The 21,230-nt window shown below is 69.1% G+C and carries 20 protein-coding genes; 9 read left to right on the top strand and 11 right to left on the bottom strand.

All coding sequences use genetic code 11. The features are described from left to right. The first annotated feature begins 181 nt into the window (after positions 1-181). Positions 182-1,756, top strand: coding sequence for a beta-N-acetylhexosaminidase (locus ACFXI3_RS18835; protein WP_378400779.1), 1,575 nt, complete (start codon positions 182-184; stop codon positions 1,754-1,756). Here ACFXI3_RS18835 and ACFXI3_RS18830 read toward each other — a convergent pair. From ACFXI3_RS18830 to adh, 3 genes are all read right to left on the bottom strand, one after another. Beyond that, positions 1,733-2,422, bottom strand: coding sequence for an MOSC domain-containing protein (locus ACFXI3_RS18830; RefSeq protein WP_378400777.1), 690 nt, complete (start codon positions 2,420-2,422; stop codon positions 1,733-1,735). The genes ACFXI3_RS18835 and ACFXI3_RS18830 overlap by 24 nt on opposite strands. 106 nt (positions 2,423-2,528) lie before the next feature. Further along, complete coding sequence (locus ACFXI3_RS18825; protein ID WP_378400775.1) at positions 2,529-2,900, bottom strand: DUF779 domain-containing protein; 372 nt, start codon at positions 2,898-2,900, stop codon at positions 2,529-2,531. Next, positions 2,900-4,423, bottom strand: a complete 1,524-nt coding sequence (gene adh / locus ACFXI3_RS18820) for an aldehyde dehydrogenase (RefSeq protein WP_344280408.1) — start codon at positions 4,421-4,423, stop codon at positions 2,900-2,902. The genes ACFXI3_RS18825 and adh overlap by 1 nt, the downstream gene beginning before the upstream one ends. Positions 4,424-4,529: 106 nt before the next feature. On the opposite strand from adh, the gene ACFXI3_RS18815 reads away from it, so the two are divergent. Then, positions 4,530-6,002 carry a GAF domain-containing protein gene (locus ACFXI3_RS18815; protein ID WP_378400773.1) on the top strand — a complete coding sequence of 491 codons (1,473 nt, stop codon included), beginning with the start codon at positions 4,530-4,532 and terminating at the stop codon, positions 6,000-6,002. A gap of 3 nt (positions 6,003-6,005) precedes the next feature. Here the strand turns inward: ACFXI3_RS18815 and ACFXI3_RS18810 are convergent, their stop codons facing one another. The 4 genes from ACFXI3_RS18810 to ACFXI3_RS18795 all read right to left on the bottom strand — a co-directional run bounded on the left by ACFXI3_RS18810 (position 6,006) and on the right by ACFXI3_RS18795 (position 9,649). Then, positions 6,006-6,917, bottom strand: coding sequence for an NAD-dependent epimerase/dehydratase family protein (locus ACFXI3_RS18810; RefSeq protein WP_378400771.1), 912 nt, complete (start codon positions 6,915-6,917; stop codon positions 6,006-6,008). Between the two features lie 25 nt (positions 6,918-6,942). Continuing rightward, the gene (locus tag ACFXI3_RS18805) at positions 6,943-7,812 is read right to left on the bottom strand and encodes a YwqG family protein (RefSeq protein WP_378400769.1); all 870 of its coding nucleotides are present in this window, start codon (positions 7,810-7,812) and stop codon (positions 6,943-6,945) included. Positions 7,813-7,870: 58 nt separating this feature from the next. Next, positions 7,871-9,019: an agmatine/peptidylarginine deiminase gene (locus ACFXI3_RS18800; protein WP_378400767.1), complete on the bottom strand. Its 1,149-nt coding sequence runs from the start codon at positions 9,017-9,019 to the stop codon at positions 7,871-7,873. 66 nt (positions 9,020-9,085) lie between these two features. Next, positions 9,086-9,649 carry a TetR/AcrR family transcriptional regulator gene (locus ACFXI3_RS18795; protein WP_378400765.1) on the bottom strand — a complete coding sequence of 188 codons (564 nt, stop codon included), beginning with the start codon at positions 9,647-9,649 and terminating at the stop codon, positions 9,086-9,088. A gap of 117 nt (positions 9,650-9,766) precedes the next feature. Here ACFXI3_RS18795 and ACFXI3_RS18790 point away from each other — a divergent pair, with 117 nt between their 5' ends. The 4 genes from ACFXI3_RS18790 to ACFXI3_RS18775 all read left to right on the top strand — a co-directional run bounded on the left by ACFXI3_RS18790 (position 9,767) and on the right by ACFXI3_RS18775 (position 13,121). Then, the gene (locus tag ACFXI3_RS18790) at positions 9,767-10,552 is read left to right on the top strand and encodes an SGNH/GDSL hydrolase family protein (protein WP_344280425.1); all 786 of its coding nucleotides are present in this window, start codon (positions 9,767-9,769) and stop codon (positions 10,550-10,552) included. After that, complete coding sequence (locus tag ACFXI3_RS18785) at positions 10,549-11,118, top strand: TetR/AcrR family transcriptional regulator (RefSeq protein WP_370934010.1); 570 nt, start codon at positions 10,549-10,551, stop codon at positions 11,116-11,118. Before ACFXI3_RS18790 ends, ACFXI3_RS18785 begins: the two co-directional genes overlap by 4 nt. Positions 11,119-11,331: 213 nt before the next feature. Continuing rightward, positions 11,332-12,474 carry a sensor histidine kinase gene (locus ACFXI3_RS18780; protein WP_378400810.1) on the top strand — a complete coding sequence of 381 codons (1,143 nt, stop codon included), beginning with the start codon at positions 11,332-11,334 and terminating at the stop codon, positions 12,472-12,474. After that, positions 12,471-13,121: a response regulator transcription factor gene (locus ACFXI3_RS18775; RefSeq protein ID WP_344280431.1), complete on the top strand. Its 651-nt coding sequence runs from the start codon at positions 12,471-12,473 to the stop codon at positions 13,119-13,121. The genes ACFXI3_RS18780 and ACFXI3_RS18775 overlap by 4 nt, the downstream gene beginning before the upstream one ends. Here ACFXI3_RS18775 and ACFXI3_RS18770 read toward each other — a convergent pair. Beyond that, positions 13,088-14,521, bottom strand: coding sequence for a phytoene desaturase family protein (locus tag ACFXI3_RS18770; protein WP_378400763.1), 1,434 nt, complete (start codon positions 14,519-14,521; stop codon positions 13,088-13,090). The genes ACFXI3_RS18775 and ACFXI3_RS18770 overlap by 34 nt on opposite strands. Before the next feature lie 135 nt (positions 14,522-14,656). On the opposite strand from ACFXI3_RS18770, the gene ACFXI3_RS18765 reads away from it, so the two are divergent. Both ACFXI3_RS18765 and ACFXI3_RS18760 read left to right on the top strand, forming a co-directional pair. Next, complete coding sequence (locus ACFXI3_RS18765) at positions 14,657-15,388, top strand: DUF2786 domain-containing protein (protein WP_378400761.1); 732 nt, start codon at positions 14,657-14,659, stop codon at positions 15,386-15,388. Positions 15,389-15,452: 64 nt separating this feature from the next. Continuing rightward, the gene (locus ACFXI3_RS18760; RefSeq protein WP_378400759.1) at positions 15,453-16,166 is read left to right on the top strand and encodes a GNAT family N-acetyltransferase; all 714 of its coding nucleotides are present in this window, start codon (positions 15,453-15,455) and stop codon (positions 16,164-16,166) included. Between the two features lies 1 nt (position 16,167). On the opposite strand, the gene ACFXI3_RS18755 is transcribed toward ACFXI3_RS18760, so the two are convergent. Further along, positions 16,168-17,094, bottom strand: coding sequence for a LysR family transcriptional regulator (locus tag ACFXI3_RS18755; RefSeq protein ID WP_378400757.1), 927 nt, complete (start codon positions 17,092-17,094; stop codon positions 16,168-16,170). A 203-nt stretch (positions 17,095-17,297) separates the two neighbouring features. Between ACFXI3_RS18755 and ACFXI3_RS18750 the strand changes: the two genes are divergently transcribed. Further along, the gene (locus ACFXI3_RS18750) at positions 17,298-18,986 is read left to right on the top strand and encodes a 2-isopropylmalate synthase (RefSeq protein ID WP_378400755.1); all 1,689 of its coding nucleotides are present in this window, start codon (positions 17,298-17,300) and stop codon (positions 18,984-18,986) included. A 45-nt stretch (positions 18,987-19,031) separates the two neighbouring features. Here ACFXI3_RS18750 and ACFXI3_RS18745 read toward each other — a convergent pair whose 3' ends face one another. Next, the gene (locus ACFXI3_RS18745; protein ID WP_378400753.1) at positions 19,032-19,679 is read right to left on the bottom strand and encodes a response regulator; all 648 of its coding nucleotides are present in this window, start codon (positions 19,677-19,679) and stop codon (positions 19,032-19,034) included. 11 nt (positions 19,680-19,690) lie between these two features. Beyond that, positions 19,691-21,022, bottom strand: a complete 1,332-nt coding sequence (locus ACFXI3_RS18740) for a sensor histidine kinase (protein WP_378400751.1) — start codon at positions 21,020-21,022, stop codon at positions 19,691-19,693. Between the last annotated feature and the right edge of the window lie 208 nt (positions 21,023-21,230).

The following is a 21,230-nucleotide window of genomic DNA, read 5'->3' as shown; positions in this document are numbered from 1 at the left end:
GACGCACCGAATGTGGCGTTCGGTGCGCTGAGCGCACCGAATGCGGCATTGGGGCGCGGCGGGCATCCCGGCGAACGGGACATCGGGCGTCAGCCGACCCTTTCGGGCGTTGTCAGCGTCCCCGGTAGTGGTCTATACCTCTTGGAGTCCGCCTTCTCCGCGACGCGACCGGAGGTATGCCGTGAGGAAGACCCTGTCCAGGGCCGTGCTTGGGGTGACCGTGCTCGGGCTCGCCGCGGTGGGAGTGCCCGGGCCGGCCGCGGCGAGTCCCGCGCCCAGCGAACGGCAGGTGACCGACCTCGTACCGGTGCCGGTGCACGCCGTGGCGAAGGCGGACGCCACCTTCCGGCTCACGCCGCTGACGGTGATCCGGGCCGGGCACGGCACCGGCGACGTCGCCGCGTACCTGCGCGGGCTGCTGCGGCCCGCGACCGGCTTCCCGCTGCCGGTCGTCCCGGTGAGCCCGGGCTTGTCCGCGATCTCGCTCGACCTCGGCCACGCCGACCCGCGCGTCGGCGACGAGGGATACCAGCTCGACGTCACGAAGAACGGCGTCCGGCTGCGCGCCAACACTTCCGCCGGGCTCTTCACCGGCGTCCAGTCGCTGCGGCAGCTGCTGCCCTCGGCGATCGAGGCGAAGTCCGTGCAGCACCGGACGTGGACGATCGCCGGCGGCAGCGTGCTCGACTACCCGCGCTTCGCCCACCGCGGCGCGATGCTCGACGTCGCGCGGCATTTCTTCACGCCCGCGCAGGTGAAGAAGTACATCGACCAGATCGTCCAGTACAAGATCAACACCCTGCACCTGCATCTCAGCGACGACCAGGGCTGGCGCATCGAAATCAAGAGCTGGCCGAAGCTGGCGACCGAAGGCGGCAAGACCGCCGCGTACGGCGATCCGGGCGGTTACTACACGCAGGAGCAATACAGCGACATCGTCGCGTACGCCGCGAGCCGCCACATCACGGTCGTGCCGGAAATCGACATGCCCGGGCACACCAATGCCGCGCAGTCGGTGTACGCGGAACTCAACTGCGACGGCAAGGCGGTCCCGCCGCGCACCGACATCGAGGTCGGCTACAGCTCGCTGTGTATCAAATCGCCTACCACGTACCGATTCGTGGAGGACGTGATCCGCGAACTGGCCGCGATCACTCCTGGCAAATACATCGGCATCGGCGGCGACGAAGCACACTCGACGCCCGCCGCGGACTACAAAACCTTCTACGAGAAGGTGACCCCGATGGTCGCCAAGTACGGCAAGCTGATCACCGGCTGGCACGAGATGGCGAAGGCACCGCTGCCGACGTCCGCCGTGCCGCAGTACTGGGATCAGGGCGGCCCGAACGCGGACGTGGCCGCCGCCGCGGCGCGCGGGAACAAGTTCATCATGTCGCCCGCCAACCACGCCTATCTCGACATGAAGTACACGGAATCGACCAAGCTGGGCCAGGATTGGGCCGGTTTGGTCGAAGTCCGCGACGCCTACGAATGGGACCCGGCGACGCTCGTTCCCGGCGTCGGGGAGAAGTCCGTCGCCGGGGTCGAGGCTCCACTGTGGACGGAAACCATCCGGACCAACGACGACATCGAGTACATGGCCTTCCCGCGCCTGCCCGGTGTCGCGGAAATCGGCTGGTCGCCCCGCGCTTCGCGGACCTGGGACGGCTACCGGGACCGCATCGCCAAGCAAGCGCCGCGCTGGGAAGCCCAGGGAATCGACTTCTACCGCTCACCCCAGGTCGACTGGAAGTGATTCCCTAGCGCGGTCCACTTTGGACTGAATGCCCTTGCGATACCCCTCCGGCAACGCGTCCGTCGACAGCACCCGCTCGGCCAGCTCCAGCATCGGCCCCGGCTCGGGCAACCGCGCGTAGTTCGCGGCCGCGACCAGAAACGTCTCCGCGACGGTCGGCCCCTCGGCCCGCTCCACCAGGTCGAGCGGCCCGGCCGTCGGGACCGTGCCCGGCCGCAGCACGCGCAGGTACCAGCCGCAGCGGTTGGTGTCGATCATCGCGGGCACGACGTCCTTGCGGCCGGTCCGCATCGCGAGTTTGAAACACGGATGCCGCGGCTGCGCGATTTGCACGAGCGCGTCGCCCCAGGCCCAGATGTCGCCGATCCGCACGTCGCTCTCGAGCACGCCTTCGACGGAGAGGTTCTCGCCGAAGTCGCCGTGCGCGACGTCGTACCCCTCGCCGGTCCACGTCGGATAGTGCTCGACCGGGTAGACGTAGACGGCCTTGTCGGGACCGCCGTGCACGGAGAGGTCGGCTTGGCGGTCACCGGCCAGGTTCAGCTCGGACAACGCCAGCTCGTCCGCGTCGACCCGGCTTTTCCGGATGGCGCTCAGGACCGGCTGGTCCCGCTGGTGGCCGAGTACGGTCGGCTCGCCCACGTAGACGTCTTTCAGCGACAGCATGGAGTGAACCTAGCAAGGCAACGAGCAGGCGCACCAAGGTTTTCGGCCGCGCAGCGGTCAACCGAGCGGTGCCCGGTGCGCGGTAAACGCGCACCGGGCACCACGATCAACCGTTCAGCTCCGCCGACTCCTCATCGCTGAGCAACCGGGACCGGATCAGAAACCGCACCCCCTCCGGCGCCTCCAGCGAGAATCCGCTCCCCCGCCCAGGCACCACGTCGATGGTCAGATGCGTATGCCTCCAGTACTCGAACTGCGGCCCGGACATCCACACCGGCACCGCGTCGATGCCGTCCACCGTCAGGTCTCCCAGGTGCACATCGTGCGACCCGACCCGGAATTCGCCTGCCGGGTAACACATCGGGGCGCTGCCGTCGCAGCATCCGCCGGACTGGTGGAACATCACCGGTCCGTGGACTGGCACCAGCCGCCGCAGCAAGTCGGCGGCGGCCGGTGTCAGGGCGACCCGTTCGCCCATCAGAAGAAGCCCAGCGCCTGGTCGGAGTAGGAGACCAGGAGGTTCTTCGTCTGCTGGTAGTGGTCCAGCATCATCTTGTGGTTCTCGCGGCCGATGCCGGACGCCTTGTAGCCGCCGAAGGCCGCGTGGGCCGGGTAGGCGTGGTAGTTGTTCACCCACACGCGGCCGGCCTGGATGTCGCGGCCCGCCCGGTAGGCGGTGTTCCCGTCGCGCGACCAGACGCCGGCGCCGAGGCCGTACAGGGTGTCGTTGGCGATCTTGAGCGCGTCGTCGTAGTCGTCGAACTTCGCCACGGACACCACCGGGCCGAAGATCTCCTCCTGGAAGATGCGCATCTTGTTGTCGCCCTCGAACACCGTCGGCTGCACGTAGTAGCCGCCGGACAGGTCGCCGCCCAGGTCGGACTGCTCGCCGCCGGTGAGCACCTTCGCGCCCTCCTGCTTGCCGATGTCGATGTAGGACAGGATCTTCTCGAGCTGGTCGTTCGAGGCCTGCGCGCCGATCATCGTCTCGGTGTCGAGCGGGTTGCCCTGCTTGATCTTCTTCACGCGCTCGACCGCGTCGCCGAGGAACCGGTCGTAGATGCCGGACTGGATCAGCGCGCGCGACGGGCAGGTGCAGACCTCGCCCTGGTTCAGCGCGAAGAGCGCGAAGCCTTCCTGCGCCTTGTCGTAGAACGCGTCGTTGGCCGCGGCGACGTCGTCGAAGAAGATGTTCGGGCTCTTGCCGCCCAGCTCGACGGTCACCGGGATGATGTTTTCGCTGGCGTACTGCAGGATCAGCCGCCCGGTCGTCGTCTCGCCGGTGAACGCGACTTTGCGCACGCGGTTGCTCGACGCGAGCGGTTTGCCCGCCTCGACGCCGAATCCGTTCACGATGTTCAGCACGCCCGGCGGGATCAGGTCGCCGATGATCGACAGCAGCAGGTGGATCGACGCCGGGGTCTGCTCGGCGGGCTTGAGCACGATCGCGTTGCCCGCGGCCAGCGCCGGGGCGAGCTTCCAGACCGCCATCAGCAGCGGGAAGTTCCACGGGATGATCTGGCCTACGACGCCGAGCGGCTCGTGGAAGTGGTAGGCGACGGTGTTGTCGTCGATCTGCGAGATGCCGCCTTCCTGCGCTCGCAGCGCGCCGGCGAAGTAGCGGAAGTGGTCGATCGCGAGCGGGATGTCGGCGGCGAGGGTTTCGCGGACCGGTTTGCCGTTCTCCCAGGCCTCGGCGACCGCGATCCGCTCGAGGTTCTGCTCCATCCGGTCGGCGATCTTGAGCAGGATGTTCGCGCGTTCCTCGGTCGAGGTGCGGCCCCACGCGGGTGCGGCGCCCTCGGCCGCGTCGAGCGCCCGGTCGACGTCGGCCGCCGTGCCGCGGGCGATCTCGGTGAAGGTCTTCCCGGTCACCGGCGTCGGGTTCTCGAAGTACTGCCCGCCCGCCGGCGCGACGTATTCGCCGCCGATGTAGTGGTCGTAGCGGGTCTCGTAGTCGACGACGGCGCCGTCGGTGTTCGGTGCGGCGTATACGGCCATCTTGCCCTGCCTCGTTGCTGGTCGGTGACGGTCGGCGGCGACCGTAGGCCGGGCAACGTTGCGCCAACGTTGCAGCCTTGTGACCAGGGTCTCTACTCTCGTTCACGTGGCGGAGCTGCCCGAACCCGACCTGCTGCGCGATCCGGAGTCGTACGCGCGGCTGCTCCGGCATGTCCGCGAAGCAGTGCTGTCCGGGGCTACCGCACCGCGCTCGCCACGGTCAGTGGTGTCGGCGTCGTGGGAGCGCTCGCTGGCCGCGCACGTCGACCCGGACTCGGGCGAGGCCCCGCTGATCTTCGAGGCGGACGAGCTCACCGACCTGCGCGCGGAGCATCCGCTGGCCCCGGTGCTGCCGCTGCTGCGCGAGATGCTGGTGAGCATCGCCGACGACGCCGAGCACATGATGATCGTGACCGACGCGAACGGGCTGATCCTGTGGCGCGAGGGCGCGACCGGCGTGCTGCTGCGCGCGGACCAGGTCGCGCTCACCGAGGGCACACGGTGGAGCGAAGAGGCGATCGGCACAAACGCGATGGGCACGACGCTCGCGACCGGCCAGCCGGTGCAGATCTACTCCGCCGAACATCTCGTCCGCCGCTATCACACCTGGACCTGCGCGGCGGCCCCCGTGCGCGACCCGGACACCGGCGCGCTGCTCGGCTCGATCGACGTCAGCGGCCCGCTCCGCACCGTGCATCCGGCGATGTTGTCGCTGGTCACCGCAACCGCGCAGCTGGCCGAGGGACGGCTGCGCGCCCAGCTGGCGGTCCGCGACGAGAAGGTGCGGCGGGCGAACATGCCGCACCTGGCGTCGCTGCGCGGCCGCCCCGGCGCACTCCTTTCCGCGGGCGGACGGGTGCTGGCGGCCGAATCGTGCACGCTTCCGTCCACTGTGGAGGTGCGGAAAGGCGGCGGCACGGTGACGCTGCCGGACGGCCGGATCGCCACCGTCGACCCGCTGGACGAGGGTTACCTCCTGCGGATCGCCACGTCCGGCTCCGCGACCCGGCGCCGACTGTCCCTCGAATACCTCACCGACGGCCCTGGATCGACCATTGTGGACGGTCGCGACATCCCGTTCACCTTGCGGCACGCCGAATTGCTGACCCTGCTCGCGCTTCAGCCGCGCGGCTTGTCGGCGGAAAAGCTGGCGCTGCAGCTGTACGGCGAGGCTGGCAACCCGGTGACCGTGCGCGCCGAGATCCACCGGCTGCGCACCCAGCTCGGCACCGGAGTGTTGCAGACCCGCCCGTACCGCCTCGCGGCCACCGTGGACGCGGATTTCCTGCGCACCAAAGCCGCCCTGCGCGCCGGCGACGCCGCGGCGGCGGTCCGGTCGTTCCAGGGACCGCTGCTCGCGGAGTCGGAATCACCCGCGATCCTGGAGGAACGCGAATCGATCAGCGCGCAGGTCCGCCAGCTGGCGTTGAACAGCGGCGACGCGGACACGTTGTGGTCGTTCTGGGAAACCTCCTGTGGTGCTGACGATCTGGCGATTCTGGACGCGTTGTCCGCCGTGCTCGCGCCGTCGGATCCGCGGTTGGCGGCGGTGCGGACTCACCGCGCCCGGCTGGGCTGATTCTTACCGCGCAGCAGCAGTCTCCCGGATCGCGTCGTCCACCGGAGCCGAGTAGTTCAGTTCCAAATACAACTCCCGCAACAACAACCCGTCCATGTGCTGCACCGTCAACCCCGGCTGCTTCCCGCTCAGTCCGTTGAGAAATCCGCCGAGCTTGAACGCGCCGCGCACCGGCCAGGACGGCATCGACCGCACCCGGCGCGGTCGTCCCGCCGCCGCGGCCAGCCGGGCGAACATGTCCGTCCACTGCAGATTTTCCTCCGCCACCGGGACATCCGCGCCCGACGCCGCCTCCAACGCATCCACCGTCGCGATGCCAACCCCACGCGCGCTTGTCGCGGCAGTCCCGCCAGGAGGCGCGAGGAGCGGCGAGTTGGAGTGCACCCACTTCACGATCGGCACCGACCACTGCGGCACCCGATCCTCCGCGACCCCAAAGACAAACGGCACTTCGATCACCGCCACCGGCAACCCCGGCCCAGCCGTCTCGCGCGCGACGCGGGCCTGCTCCAGCCGACTGCGCACGTACGGATGCTTCGCGGCCAACCCCCACTCCGGGCGTACGCGGTCGAAGTACGTGTAATACGACCCGAGCACCGCCGCCCGCGTACAGTCTGCTTCGCGCGCCGCGCGCAACAACGCGGCGACAGGCGCGACGTTGCCCGCGCGCAACCGAGGCTCAACCGGCCCGCGTCCGACCGCGCGGTCGTCCATGCCGCCAGCGAAGACGACGCCGTCGTGTCCGTCGAGTGCTTCGCGCAGTTCGGCGTGCGAAGCCTTCGAGACGTCGAGCGTCCGGTCGACTCCCTCACGTGCCGTACGCGCGACGGCGGTCGTCTCGTGCCCGCGTTTCCTCAGCTCGTCGAGGACGTGCTGCCCCAGCAGGCCACTGCCGCCCACCACCAAGATCTTCATGGTCCATTTCCGTTCGGGCTTAGCGTCAGCCGCACTGCATCAAGCTGCGGGCGGCGTCGAACCGGCCTTCTTTAAGATCGTCGGTTCGGATGAGCCAGTACACCATCCCGACGTCGCCCCACATCATGTCGGTTTCGTTGTCACTGTCGAACTGCGCGAGCAGCACCCAGCGGGCCGCTTCTTCCTTGAGCCGCGGATCTTGCCACCCGCCTTCCAGCACCTCCGCCGCGATCTCGTTCTCCACCGCGTCCTGGACCGCGGTGGAGAAGCCACCGACCTGATGTTTCGGCTTGTCTTCGCTGAGTTCCCAGGTCATTTCTCCGAACACATCGGTGCCCGCGCGCCCGGGGCCAAGGACCTTCGCGACAGCTTCGGCCAGGGACGCCCCGCTCGCTGTCGTGGTCTGGTCCAGCAGAATGTGCCCCCTTTCCGGGGCTGTGGCCACGATCTCCGCGAAAACGTCACGGCGTGGGTAGGCCTCGAGGCCGGCCGGCGGCGTTCGTTCGGCGACCGCGGTGCCCTCGGGCACGAAGATCACTCGATAGCCGTCGGCATCGGTGGGCAGAATGTGCCGGTAGTTATCGGGTTCGTAGCGTCCGTCGAACGAAAAGAACAGCAGCGTCCCCGTCTCCGGCAGCGGAATGGTCAAAAACTCCCGCGGCAGCGACGCGCAATCCACCGCGGCGACGAACGTGAGCGGCCCCTTCTCCTCCCAGATCGGCCATTCCACCGCGTCCGGCAGCGCCGGATTTCCGCCGAGCTGCCCCACGCGCGGCCCGATGCCCTCGGCGGCAAGCCGGATCCCGGGTTGGAACAGCTCGATCCATTTCGCCGCCACCTCAGCGGGCAGCCGATCTTGAGCGAGAGTGCTGAGTTGATCTCTCCATGCAGTCACTCCGCCATAGTGGCGCAAGGCACCGACAAAAACGCTCGAGCGCCGAGCGGCTCCCCCATCAGCCGGGCATGTCGTGGGTCGAGCAGTGAATCCCGCCGCCCCCGGCGGCGATCGCGTCGATCGGGACCAGGACGGCCTCGCGGCCGGGGAAGTGCTCGGCCAGGATGCCGCGCGCCCGGTCGTCGGCGGCTTCGTCGCCGAATTTCGGCAGGAACACCGCGCCATTGGCAACGTAGAAATTGGCGTAGGACGACACGAACGCCTCGCCCCGGCCGGTGATCCGGTCCGGGTCGGGCTGGGGCAAGTCGACGACTTCGAGCTTCCGGCCGGCCGCGTCGGCGGCGCTGGCCAGCACTCCGCGCGCCTGCTCGGCGGCACGCGACCAGACGTCCGCCGGCGCGCCGGGAAAAGGCTTGTCCAGCAAGACGACACCAGGTGCGACGTAGCGGACGAGGCAGTCGACATGCGCGTCGGTGATGTCCTCGCCTTTCACTCCGGCCAGCCAGATCACGGTGGTGACGCCCAACGTCCGCTTCAACTCGTCTTCGACGCGTGCGCGGTCCTTGCCCGGGTTGCGGTTGTCGTTGACCAGCGAGCTTTCGGTGACCAGGAGCGTGCCCTGGCCGTCGGTCTCCAGCGCGCCGCCCTCGGCGACGAGCGGAGCCGCGATGCGGGGCAGCTGGTACTTCTCCAGCACGGCCTTGGCCACCGCGCCGTCCCGGGCGTGCTGCTGTTTGCCGCCCCAGCCGTTGAACCCGAAATCGACGCCGGTCAGCTTTCCGGCGTTCCGGATGAAGACCGGGGCCGTGTCCCGGGCACAGAGGTCGTCCACCGGGATCTCGGCCACCTCGACGTCGGAGCCGACCGCGCTCTGGGCGGCGTCGCGATGGTCGGGACCGGCCAGCAGGACGACCTTTTCGAAACCGGCGACGGCCCGGGCGAGCCCAGCGATGGCGGCCTGGACCGCGGGCAGGTCAGGACCCCAGACGCCGTCCGAAGCAGGCCAGGCCATGAGGGTGCGAGCGTGCTTCTCCCATTCGGCCCCGAACACCCGACCACCGGACGCCGTGCCGCTGCTGCCCGGTGACGGAGGCGCGGCCGGAGTCGGAGCTGGGGTTTCGGTCCCGCACGCGGCCACGCCCAGCGCGGCGCCGAGCCCTAGCGCGGCGGTGAGCGCGGTGCGGCGGGAAACGAATTCGTGCGTCATCGAGTGAGCTCCAAGCGGGTCGGCGGAGCCTCACTCTGACACTGACTGAAAATTTAGTCAATTTGATCAACCCAGCTCGGCGACGATCGCTCCCCGGACGAGGACACGCGCCCGCTGGAGGTCGAGGGTCCCGGACAGCCAGCGTTCGGACAGCCCTTCGACCAGCGCCGTCAGCCGCTCGGCAACGTCCGCGGGTTCGGAGAGACCGCCCGGTGCCACGCCGGCAGCCTCGACCAGTTCGGCGATCTCGGCAACCCACAGCCGAGTGGCTTCGGCGAGACGCTCCCGCAGGTCGTCCTCGAAGACGGCACTGGCCCGCAACTCTCCCCATGCCGTGCTGTTCTCCCGGACCTCGGCGGTGTCCTGCAGTTCCAGCAGCAGCGTCTGTTCCAGCACGGCCCGCGCGTCCGCCGAATCCGGTACTTCCTGCGCGGTGTAACGCTCGGCACGGTCGTTGACGTGATCGAGGGTGGCGCGCAGCAGCCCGGCCCGGTCCTTGAAGTGGTAATAAATCAACCCGGTCGACGCGTCGGCCTCCGCGGCGACCTCCTCGACCCGCAGCCCCCGGACGCCGCTTCGGGCGATCATGCCCACCGCGGCCCGCAGGATGCGATCCCGTTTGCCTGCCATCCACACCTCCTTGACTGAAGCTTCAGTCAACACGGTAACGGGGCCCGGGTGTAGACACCGTCTACCTACTTTGATAGACAGTGTCTACAAGATGAACCATGGGTTACGGAGAGCGGAATGGGTTTCCACACGTTCGTCGCCGTCGGCGACAGCTGCGCAGAGGGGCTGGACGATCCCTACCCGGATCACAGCCGGTACCGCGGCTGGGCGGATTACGTCGCCGGGCGGCTCGCGCGCGACGAAACCTCGTTCCGCTACGCCAACCTGGCCGTTCGCGGGCGGCGGCTCGACCAGATCACCGCGGAGCAGATGCCAGCTGCCGAGCGGCATGAGCCGGACTTGATCGCGTTGTTCGGCGGCGGCAACGACGTCATGAGCCGAGGCTGGGACGCGCGCACGGTCGCGCGTCGCGTGGACACCGCGATCCGCCAGTGCACGCAGATCGCGCCGAACGTCGTCACCTTCACCTTGAGCGACATCGCGCATCGCATGCCGCTGGGCGGGCGGATGCGGCCGCGGGTCACCGCGCTCAACGACGCCATCCGCGAGGCTTCGGTCAGCTACGGCGCGAAGCTCGTCGACCTGTGGCCGGACCAGGCCGCGCACGATTCACGCTACTTCGGGCCGGACCGGCTGCATCTGTCGCAGGCCGGGCACCTCCGCGTCGCCGGCCACGTGCTCGACCGGCTTGGCGTGGAGCACGACGGCAGCTGGCTGCAACCATTGCCCGGCGCGCCGGCCCAGGGCAGCGCGATCGCCGACCTGCGCTGGCTGTGGCAGGAGGTGCTGCCGGTGGGGATCACGCGGCTGCGCAACCGGCTCATCGGCCGGTCACCCGGCGACGGCTTCCTGCCGAAGCGTCCGGAGCTGCTGCCCGTGGCCTTCTCCGAAGCCCAGGTATGAGCGCGCGCCAGCGGTTGATCCGTACCGCAGCAGACCTGCTTGTCGGCTCCGGCGTCGAGGCTGTGACGTTGCGCGGTATCGCGAAGGCGGCAGGCGTGTCGCACGGTGCGCCGCTTCGCCATTTCTCGGGACGCGCGGAGCTGCTGTCGGCCGTAGCAACGCTTGGCTTTACACAGTTGCTCCAACGGGGAGCACAGTTGCCCGACGGCACCCCGCGCGAGCGCGTCACGGCCGCCTGTCATGCGTACGTCGACTTCGCGGTTACGAATCCCGCCATGTTCGAGCTGATGTTCCGTCGCGACCTCATTGACCCTGAAGAGCCCGGGCTGGTCGCGGCCAGCAGTGCTGTCTTCGACACCTTCGCGGAGCTAGTACGTCTCGACCGCGCCGAAGCGGACGACGACCGACTGCGTCCGGGTACGGATCCTCGGCTCGTCGCAGCGTCGCTGTGGGGCGCGTTGCACGGTCTCGCGCAGCTGTGGCTGTGGGGCGGACTGGCTGGAGCGAGCTTCGCGCCTTCGCCGGAATCGGCGTTGGCGGTGACGCTGGACGCGTATCTGGGGTGAAGCTCAGCGGAGAGCCCGGAATCCTCCCCACCCCTGGCTCTCCGCCGAGCAGCGGGAATGGATGACCATTCGGAACCGACCGTAACCGCTCGATCCGTCCCCGGGATCCACCCGTCGCCGCATCCGCCGGTAAACCCTGGCGGTAGGCGGCCTGCCGCGACCGCGGTAGAGAATTGGGAAACCGCCGGTCAGGAAGGTAGCTTCGGGCGCGTGATGCGGATCTTGCGGGCGCGGCCGCTCCTCACGGATTCGCTGCTGGCCGCTGCGGTCGGACTATTCCTTTTCGCCGGGGCGGCGGTCCACCACGGTTCTCTCGGCGACCGTCCGGGGCTGCCCGGATTGCTGCTCGCGGTGGCGGGAGCGGTTCCGCTGGCGGTCCGGCGGCGCTACCCGATCGGCGTGCTGATCGCGGTCACCGTGCTCGTCGGCGCGTTCGCGCTGGCCGGGTATCGCGCGACGCTCGGCCGTCCCGACGTGCTGATCGCCGCGTACACAGTGTGGGCGCGCTATCCGGTGCGGCAAGCCTGGCCGCCGTCGCTGTTCGCGATGGCCGGTTTCGAGGTGACGATGCTCGTCGGCGACAGCTCGAACCCGATCGGCGACACGGTGATCGCCGTGCTGCAAGCGTCCGCGACCGTCCTTATTGGACACTCCGTCTACCTTCGCGGGCTCGCCCTGCACGCGACCGCGGAACGTGCCGACCGCGCCGAGCTGGCAGTCGTGGAAGAACGGCTGCGCATCGCGCGCGAGCTGCACGACGTCGTCTCGCACCATCTGTCGGTGATCTCCGTGCAGGCCAACCTCGCGCGGTACGTCTTCGAATCCGCGCCGGACACCGCGCGCGGCGCGCTCGACACGATCACCGGCACGACCACCGAGGCGCTGGACGAACTCCGCCGCCTGCTCAGCGTGCTGCGCCCGCCGCATCACGAACCGGGCGAATACCGTCCGCAGCCCGGCCTCGACGAGCTTCCCGCGCTGGTCAGCCGAGTCCGCGAGGCTGGTCTCACGGTTCGGCTGCAGGTCACCGGAACGCCGCGGACGCTGCCGTCGGGCCAGCAGTTGTGCGCGTACCGGGTCGCGCAGGAAGCTTTGACGAACGTGTTGAAACACGCGCCGGATTCGTTCGCCTCGCTGGACGTCGAGTACCTCGCCGACGCGCTACGGCTGCGCGTGGCCGACTCCGGCGGCGGACCGCGCACCGACGGCAATCCCGCCGGTCACGGCCTCGTCGGCATGCGCGAGCGGGCGCGTATGTACGGTGGCGAAATCGAAATCGGGCCTCGCGAACCGGCGGGGTTCGAGGTTGTGCTGACCCTCCCGTACCCGGGCCGGACCTCCGGAGAACCCCAGTGACCAGTGTGCTCGTGGTGGACGACCAAGACCTCGTCCGCGCCGGCCTCGTCGCGCTGCTTAACGCCGCGCCGGGCGTCGAGGTTGTCGGCGAGGCGCGTGACGGGCTGGAGGCCGTGCACGAGGCGGCGCGGCTGCGGCCCGAGGTGATCCTGATGGACATCCGGCTGCCCGGCCTCGACGGGGTGTCCGCCACCGCCCGCATCCTCGCCGGGCCGGAGAACCCGCGCGTGCTGATCCTGACCGTCTTCGACCTCGACGAATACGTGTACCGCGCGCTGCGGGCCGGCGCCGCCGGGTTCCTGCTCAAGGACAGTCCGCCGGAGACGCTGATTTCCGGCATCCAGGCAGTGGCGCGCGGGGACATGCTGTTCGGCCCGACGATCACGCGGAGGCTGGTCGAGGCGTACACGAGCGGCCCGCCCGCCGAACCCGCGCCGGAACTGAGCGGGCTGACCGAGCGCGAACGCGAGGTGCTCCGGCTGGTCGGCACCGGAATGCCGAACGGGGAGATCGCGGCTCAGCTGCTGGTCAGCGAGGCCACGGTGAAGACGCACCTCAACCGGCTGATGCCCAAACTCGGGATCTCGAGCCGGGCGCAGGCCGTGGTGGTCGCCTACGAAACCGGCCTGGTCCGACCGGGGCGGTAGCCGAACTCGTTGCGCAGCACACGTTCCGCGGCATGCTGACCGGCCATCCCGTGCACTCCCGGACCCGGCGGCGTTGCGGCCGAACACAGGTAGACGCCGCGCAACGGAGTCCGATACGGATCCCAGCGCAAGACCGGCCGCCCCAGCACCTGGCGCATCGTGACCGCGGCGGCCGCGATGTCGCCGGTGACGTAATTGGGGTTGTAGGACTCGAATTCGCTCGCCGGGATCGCGCGCGAGGCGAGGATCGTGTCGCGGAAACCCGGAGCGAAGCGTTCGATGCGGCGGATGATCGCCGCGGTCGGGTCGAGCGGATCTCCTTGCGGGACATGGGCGTAGGCCCAGATCGGCTGTTTGCCGGGAAGACCGCGGGACGGGTCGGCGGCCATCGGCTGGGAGAGGAGGACGAACGGGTCTCTCGCCCGTTTCCCGGCGGCTACCGCGTTTTCGGCCGCGTGCACCTCAGCCCTCGTTCCTCCGATGTGGACCGTCCCGGCTTGGGCTAGTTCCTTTTCGCGCCAGGGGATTTCTTCGGAGACCAGGAAGTCGACCTTCGCCGCCGCAGGCCCGTAGCGGACTTTCTCCAGCGCCGTGCGGTACTGCTTCGGCAGGAGCGGCCCTGCTAGCTCTAGTACGCCTTTAGGCGCTAGGTCAAGCAGTACCGCACGCGCGTGCGCTAACTCGCGTACGTCGGTGACGCGCGCGTTGGTGCGTACGCGACCACCGTGTGCCTCGATGTCGGCGACAAGAGCGTCGGTGATGCGTTGCGAACCACCACGGGGAATCGGCCAGCCCGTGGTGTGCGCGAGATGGCTCAGCAGTACCGCGATGCCGCCGCCGATGAGCGAGGGCAGCTTGCCAAGCGCGTGCGCCTCTACACCCGCAATCAGCGCTGCTGCTTCCTTGCCCTTGAAGGGATTCACTGTCGCCGCGAGAGCACGCGTCGCGATGTACGCCGCCGTACGCGGAGGTGGCGGGTGTCGAAGGTCGCCGAGGAGCACTTCGGTGATCTCAGCGCTGTGCTCGATCAATGGCGTCATGAAGCGCCGCCACCGTTCCCCGTCGCTCCCTAGCCGCGCGCAGGTGCGTTCGAGATCCGCGTACGCGATCGCTGTGGTCTTCTCGTCGATCGGCTGCGCGTACGGGATTTCGGGATGACAGAGGTCGAGATCGAACTGCTTCAGAAACGGCGAGGCCGCCGCCATCGGATGGACCGCGGAGCAGATGTCATGGACAACGCCGGAATCGAACAGGTGCTTCGACCGCGCCCCGCCGCCCGGCTCGGCAGCCGCCTCGTACACCTCGACCGACAGCCCGGCCCGCGCGAGCACCACGGCCGCGGCCAGGCCGTTCGGCCCCGAGCCGACGACCGCGACGTCCAGCGTGACAGGCGGAGACACGCCCCGAGCCTACGGCTGCGACGAACCGGGCGCCCAGTGTCACTCCCGAACATCTGATCGAATATTGTCGTACCCCACGCCTACCGTGCACCCCATGCCGGTCCGCACGGGCCGCGCCTGCTGGAGAGGGGGGTCATGCCCGACCACGACACGTTGCTGGAGCGCGTGCGGAAGCTGCTGGCCAAGGCCGAGGACCCGGCCGTCACGCCCGCCGAAGCCGAGCTGTACAACACCAAAGCGGCGCAACTGATCGCGCGGCACGGGATCGACAACGCGATGCTGGCCGCGTCCGGCCAAAGCGGCGACGACATCACCGTGCTGAGGCTGCCGATCGCCAATCCGTACAGCCGGGACAAGGCCAGCCTGCTCACCAGCATCGCCTATCCGTTGCGCTGCCGGACCCTGCTGCACCGAGTCGGCCAAGGCGTCGAAGAGGTCACCGTGTTCGGCTTCCGCACCGATCTCGCGCGGGTCGAGCTGCTGTTCACCAGCCTGTTGCTGCAGGCGAGCACTCAGCTCACGCGGGTGCGCCCCGAGGAACGGGTGTTCCGCGAATCGCTGGCGGCTTATCGGCGGACGTGGCTGCACGGTTTCGCGCGTGCGGTGCACGAGCGGCTGAGCGTGGCGGAGGAGAACGCCGCGCGGACGTACTCCGATGTCGTCGGCGGGAAGTCGGCGGAACTGGTGGTGCGGGACCGGACGGCGTTGGTGCAGCAGGCTTTTGACCGCGAGTACGGCGACCTGCGCTCGGCCGCGCCACGGCGGTTGTCCGGGTCGGGGTACCGGGAGGGACATCGGGCAGGGACCCGGGCGAATCTCGACCCGGCGGCGTTGGGGAGGCGAAGGTCGGCGCTTCCGGTTCGGTGAGGTCACCGCTTCCTGGGCCGCGGTCCGCGAGCGGAACCTTCCCGGGGCGGTGATGGGGGACCGCATGATTCGCTTCGAAGACCTTGCCACCCGGCCGGACCTGCGCATCCCCGCGCTCCAGCTGGGATTCGTCGGCGGAGAGTTCCTCGGCCAAGGTCTCACCGCCGGGCTGGCCAGCTCGAAACGGATCGCCGCGCACTGGCCCGAGTTCTTCCTGGTCCTCCTCGACGGCAAGGTCCCTGTCGCGCGCGCGGCGGCGATCCCCGTCGCCTTTCCGGCCGCGGAACGGCCCGAGCTGCCCGACCACGGCTGGGACGGCGCCCTCGTCTGGGCTGCCGAAGACCACCTCGACGGCCGGGAGCCGACCACGCTGGTCGCGCTGGAGGTGTACGTCGCGGAATCCGCGCGCGGGCAAGGGATTGCCGCACAAGCGCTCGCCGAGCTGAAGAATCGGGCGCGCCGGGCCGGGCTTTCCCGGCTGGTCGTGCCGGTGCGGCCGACCGGCAAACCACCTTTGGAGTCCATTGTGGACTACCTAGGCCGGGGCACCGATCCCTGGCTGCGCAGTCACGAGCGACTCGGCGCGGAGTTCCGGAAGATCGCGCCGTTCGCGATGACCGTCACCGGCACGCTCGCACAGTGGGAGCAGTGGACCGGCGTCCGCCTCGGCGACGGACACACCGTCGTACCGGGCGGAATCGCGCCGGTGCTGGCGTCGAAGGAGCAGGATCTGGGCGTGTACGTCGAGCCGAACGTCTGGTACGAACACCCGCTCTGACCTACTGCTCCCAGCCAGGCAGCCAAACCCCGTCCCCTGGCTCCGGTCCTGTCACCAGGTGATCCCGCAGCTTCAGCACATCCGGGTGCGATGGCTCCCGCCGCCACAGCAGCGACATCGGGTACACCGGCGTCGGGTCGACCACCAAAACCCGGCGGAGGTCGTACTCGTCCGGCCAGAAGTACCGCGAGCCCGCGCCCACGAAGGTCGACAGCTCCGGGGACGTCGCGAGTTCGTCCAGCATCGTTTCGTTGCCGAAGACCGGACCGGACACGTCGATGGTCAGGTCGAACGCCTCGGACAGCTCCGCGTAGTACGCGCCCCATTCCGTGCTCGCCGACAGCCCGGGCATCCAGATCCGGTGGCCGACCAGTTTCGCGATCGGCACCGACGGCAGATCGGCGAACGGGTGGCGCGGGCCGACCAGCAGTTCGTGTGCGTCGTAGTCCACGACTCCGCTCGTCACGCCGCCCGGGAGGTCGCGCTTCGGCACCCCGCGGAACGCCGCGTCGACCGAACCAGCGGCGACCGCTGCGACAGCGGCGTCGAAGCTCAGCTCGGCACCCGTGGTCACGACTTCCAGCGCAACCTCGGGGAACGCCCGGTGGAAACCCAGCGCCAGCTGCGCCGACCTGGTTCGCCGGTTCAGCACGTCCACCCGCAGCGGGCGTTTCTCCGGACGCACCGCGGCGAGCGCGCGCTTCTCCGCGTCGAGCAGCACCCGCGCATGCGGCAGGAACGCCTCGCCATCGCTGCTCAGCCGGGCCCCGCGCGCGGTCCGGGTGAACAACCGCACCCCCAGCTCGCGCTCCAGCGCACCGACGCGTTTGGACACGGCTTGCTGCGTGATCCCCAGCTCCGCGGCCGCTTCCTGGAACTGCCCTCCGTCCACGACGGCGACGAAGGTCCGCACGAATTCCAGCTCCACGGGCCAATCCTAAGCGCTCGCGCCGCCCGCCGCGGCGATCTGCCCCAACCCCGCTACTTGTCTGAGGAGTTGTGCTACGCTCCGCCTCGATGTTCACGCGCTTCCTTCTCCTTCGCCGCCACGGCGGGGCCTGACCGGACCGGCCCCCCGCCGTGGGGCGAGCACGCGCGCCGGTCGGCTTCCGATCACCTGAAGGACCGCAGATGAACACCGTTTGGAACCGGCAGCGACCCTCCCGCATGCCATCGCACCGCTACCGCGACGTCTACGAGCGCGTCGACGTCCCCAACACCGGCCGCGCCTGGCCCGGCAACCGGATCACCCAAGCCCCGCTCTGGGTGCCGGTCGACCTGCGCGACGGCAACCAGGCGCTGGCCGAGCCGATGGACCCGGCGCGCAAACGCCGGTTCTTCGAGCTGATGATCAGCATGGGGTACAAGGAAATCGAGGTCGGCTACCCGTCCGCCTCGCAGACTGACTACGACTTCGTCCGGCTGCTGGCGGACACCGATCTGGCTCCGGACGACGTCACCATCGTCGTGTTCACCCCGGCGCGGCGCGATCTGATCGAGCGCACCGTGGAGTCCATCCGCGGCATCCGCAACGACGTCGTGATCCACCTGTACACCGCCACCGCGCCGACCTGGCGCACAGTGGTCCTCGGCCACGATCAGGCGTCGCTGAAAGAACTGATCCTCGACGGCGCCCGCGACGTTCTGCGCGCGGCCGGCGACCTGCCGAACGTCCGCTTCGAGTTCTCGCCCGAGGTCTTCAACCTCACCGAACCCGACTACGTGCTGGAGGTCTGCGACGCGGTCACCGAGACGTGGCAGGCGAGCCCGGACCGTCCGGTGATCCTGAACCTGCCGGCGACCGTCGAGATCGCGACGCCCAATGTGTACGCCGACCAGATCGAGTACATGCACCGCAACCTCGCCCGCCGTGATTCGGTGATCCTGTCCGTGCACCCGCACAACGACCGCGGCACCGGCGTCGCGTGCGCCGAACTCGCCGTGCTGGCCGGGGCCGAACGCGTCGAGGGCTGCATTTTCGGCAACGGCGAGCGCACCGGCAATGTCGACCTGGCGACACTGGCGCTCAACCTGCACGCGCAGGGCGTCGACCCGATGATCGACTTCTCGGACATCGACGAGATCCGCCGCACCGTCGAATACTGCAACCGGATCGAGGTCCACGCGCGGCATCCGTACGTCGGCGACCTCGTGCACACCGCGTTCAGCGGCGCTCATCAGGACGCGATCAAGAAGGGCTTCGCCGAACACCACGCGCGCGCCGCGGAAACCGGCGTGCCCGCGCGGGAACTCGACTGGCGCGTCCCGTACCTGCCGATCGACCCAGCCGATCTCGGTCGCGACTACGCCGCCGTGATCCGGGTGAACTCGCAGTCCGGCAAGGGCGGAATCGCCTATCTGCTGGAAAGCGAGTACGGCATCGCGCTGCCTCGTCGCCTGCAGATCGACTTCGCGCGCCGCGTCCAGGGCCACACCGACGACTCCGGCCACGAGGTGACGGCGACCGAACTGTGGCAGCTGTTCGAAGCGGCCTACCTCCAGCCGAACCCGGCAATCACGTTGTCCCGCTTCGAAAACTCGGCCGACGAACACACCAGCATCACCCTGCGGGTCGACGGAACCGAGTACACCACCACGCACACCGGAACGGGGCCGGTCGAAGCGCTCACCGCCGCACTCGGCGCGCACGGGCGGAAGGTCGACATCGTGGCGCTGCACCAGACGAGTATCGGCTCCGGCAACTCCAGCGAAGCGTTGACGCTGCTGGAATACCGCACTGACAGCGGTACACAATGGACAGCCGGGCGAGACCGTTCCGTGCTCGCGGCCAGCCTGACCGCCGTGGTGAACGCCGCCTAATCGCTGAGGCGGTGCGAGCGCAGACTGTGCTGCGCTCGCACCGCTTCAGCCTCCCCCGCGAAGAAACGCCAGCACCGCCAGCACGCGCCGGTTCCCGTCATCCGTCGGCGGAAGGTCGAGCTTCGACAGGATGCTCCCGACGTGCTTGCCCACCGCCGCGTCCGACACCACCAGCCGCCGGGCGATCGCGGCGTTGGAGCGGCCCTCGGCGATCAGCGACAGGACCTCCCGCTCCCGCGCCGACAGCCGGGCCAGCGGATCGGCCCGCCGGCGCAGCAGCTGGCGCACCACCTGCGGATCCACCGCCGTCCCGCCGTCGACGACCTGGCGCAGCGTCCCGACGAATTCCTCGACGTCGACCACCCGGTCCTTGAGCAGGTAGCCGACCCCGCGCCCCTCAGCGGAGTCGAGCAGCTCGGCCGCGTGGTGGTGTTCGACGTACTGGCTCAGCACCACCACAGCCAGCTCCGGCCGCGTGCGCCGCAGCTCGACCGCGGCGCGCAAGCCCTCGTCCGAATGTCCGGGCGGCATCCGGATGTCGGTGAGCACCAGGTCCGGATCATGCTCCCACACTGCGGCGTGCAGCCTCTCGGCATCGCCCACCGCGGCGACGACCTCGAAGCCGAACCGTTGCAGCAACCCGCACAGTCCCTCGCGCAGCAGCACCTCGTCTTCGGCGAGGACGACCCGCATCGGTTCTCCCCTCAACACGGCAGCTCCGCTCGCACGACGGTCGGCCCGCCGACCGGACTGCGCACCCACATCCGGCCGCCCAGCACGGCGACCCGGTCGCTCAACCCGGTGATCCCAGTCCCTCGTGCCGGATCAGCACCTCCCGCCCCGTTGTCCCATACCTCAATAGTAAGGACCCGACCGACAATTTTGGCGGTCACCGAGGCGCAGCTGGCCGCGGAATGTTTGGCGACATTGGTCAGCGACTCGGCCACCACGAAGTACGCGGTGGATTCCACCGACTCCGGCAACCTCGACGGCACCGCGACATCAACGGTCACCGGCACCGCGCAGCCGTCCGCGAGTTCCTCCAACGCCGCGGGCAAACCGAGTTCGGCGAGCGCCCGCGGGTGGATTCCGTTGATCAGCTCACGCAGCTCCACCATCAGCTTCTTGGCCTGATCATGCGCGTCCGACACCGCCTTCGCCGCCTCCGAATCCGGTGGCAGATCGACCTTCGCTAGCCCCAGTTGCAGGCTCAGCCCGACCAGCCGCTGCTGCGCCCCGTCGTGCAGGTCGCGTTCGATGCGCTTGCGTTCCGCGTCGAACGCCGACAGCAGCCGCGTCCGGGATTGCGACACCTCGGTCAGCTCGCCGCGCAGCTTCTCGGCCGCGCCGTCGGTGAGCAGCGAACGGGCCAACATCGCGTGCAGGCCAGCGCATCCGGACAGCAGATAGCCCGACAGTACGAGCAAGACCACACCGGCCAGCGCGTACGGAACGGCCCCGCCCGGAGTGGAAACCTCAGTGAAGCCAATGGAAATCGTGTCGTTCGCGTTCACGAGCAGCGGGCTGGCCGCCAAAACCACCGCGAACAACGCGACCATGCCCGCCACCGCGTACAGCGCGGGAATCGCGGTGCACAGCAGAACCGCGTAGCCGAGTTCGCGCCACGACGCCGGTTCGGTGTAGCGCGCCCGCATTCGGGGCCACCAGCCCGGTTCGCTGGTCGGTCCACAGGGGACAGTCACCGGATTCAGGTCGACCATGCGCAGCCGCTGCCGCTCGACCCCGGCCACCACCGCCGCCCACGCCGGGCCCGCGCCCAGGAACAGCAGCATGCCGAACACCGAGAACACCGCGACCAGCGCGAGGTTCGAGGTCTGCCCGTGCACGACCCGGTTGACCAGCACCGCGAGCGGCAGCAGGCAGAACCCGAACGGAAGCCCGAACAGCAGCGTCATCGGACCGGTGCTCAGCCCGTACAGCAACGCCCGCCACGGCCAGGAGGAAATCAGAAACGTCCGCCGCGCCAAGGCATCCAGTACGGTGCGCGGTTTCGCGTTGGGAGAGACGGTAGCCACGTGATCCAGATTAGCCAGCGTGGTACCCGGCTTCGATCGGTTTGTCCGTAGTCTCGAAGGTAGGGCTAGGCATACCCCAAACATCGCGCGTCGGCCAGCCAGCACGTCGGATGGGCAGGACCGCTTCAGCGTCCCGTCGACGACTGGCACTGGTGACTCGCCAAGTCCAGCGGCCGTAATAAAAAGGAATATGCAGCACCGACTACCG

Origin of the sequence: Amycolatopsis sp. NPDC059235 (assembly GCF_042754125.1) — a bacterium.
GTDB lineage: Bacteria > Actinomycetota > Actinomycetes > Mycobacteriales > Pseudonocardiaceae > Amycolatopsis > Amycolatopsis albidoflava.
This window is presented reverse-complemented; position numbering and strand designations above follow the sequence as displayed.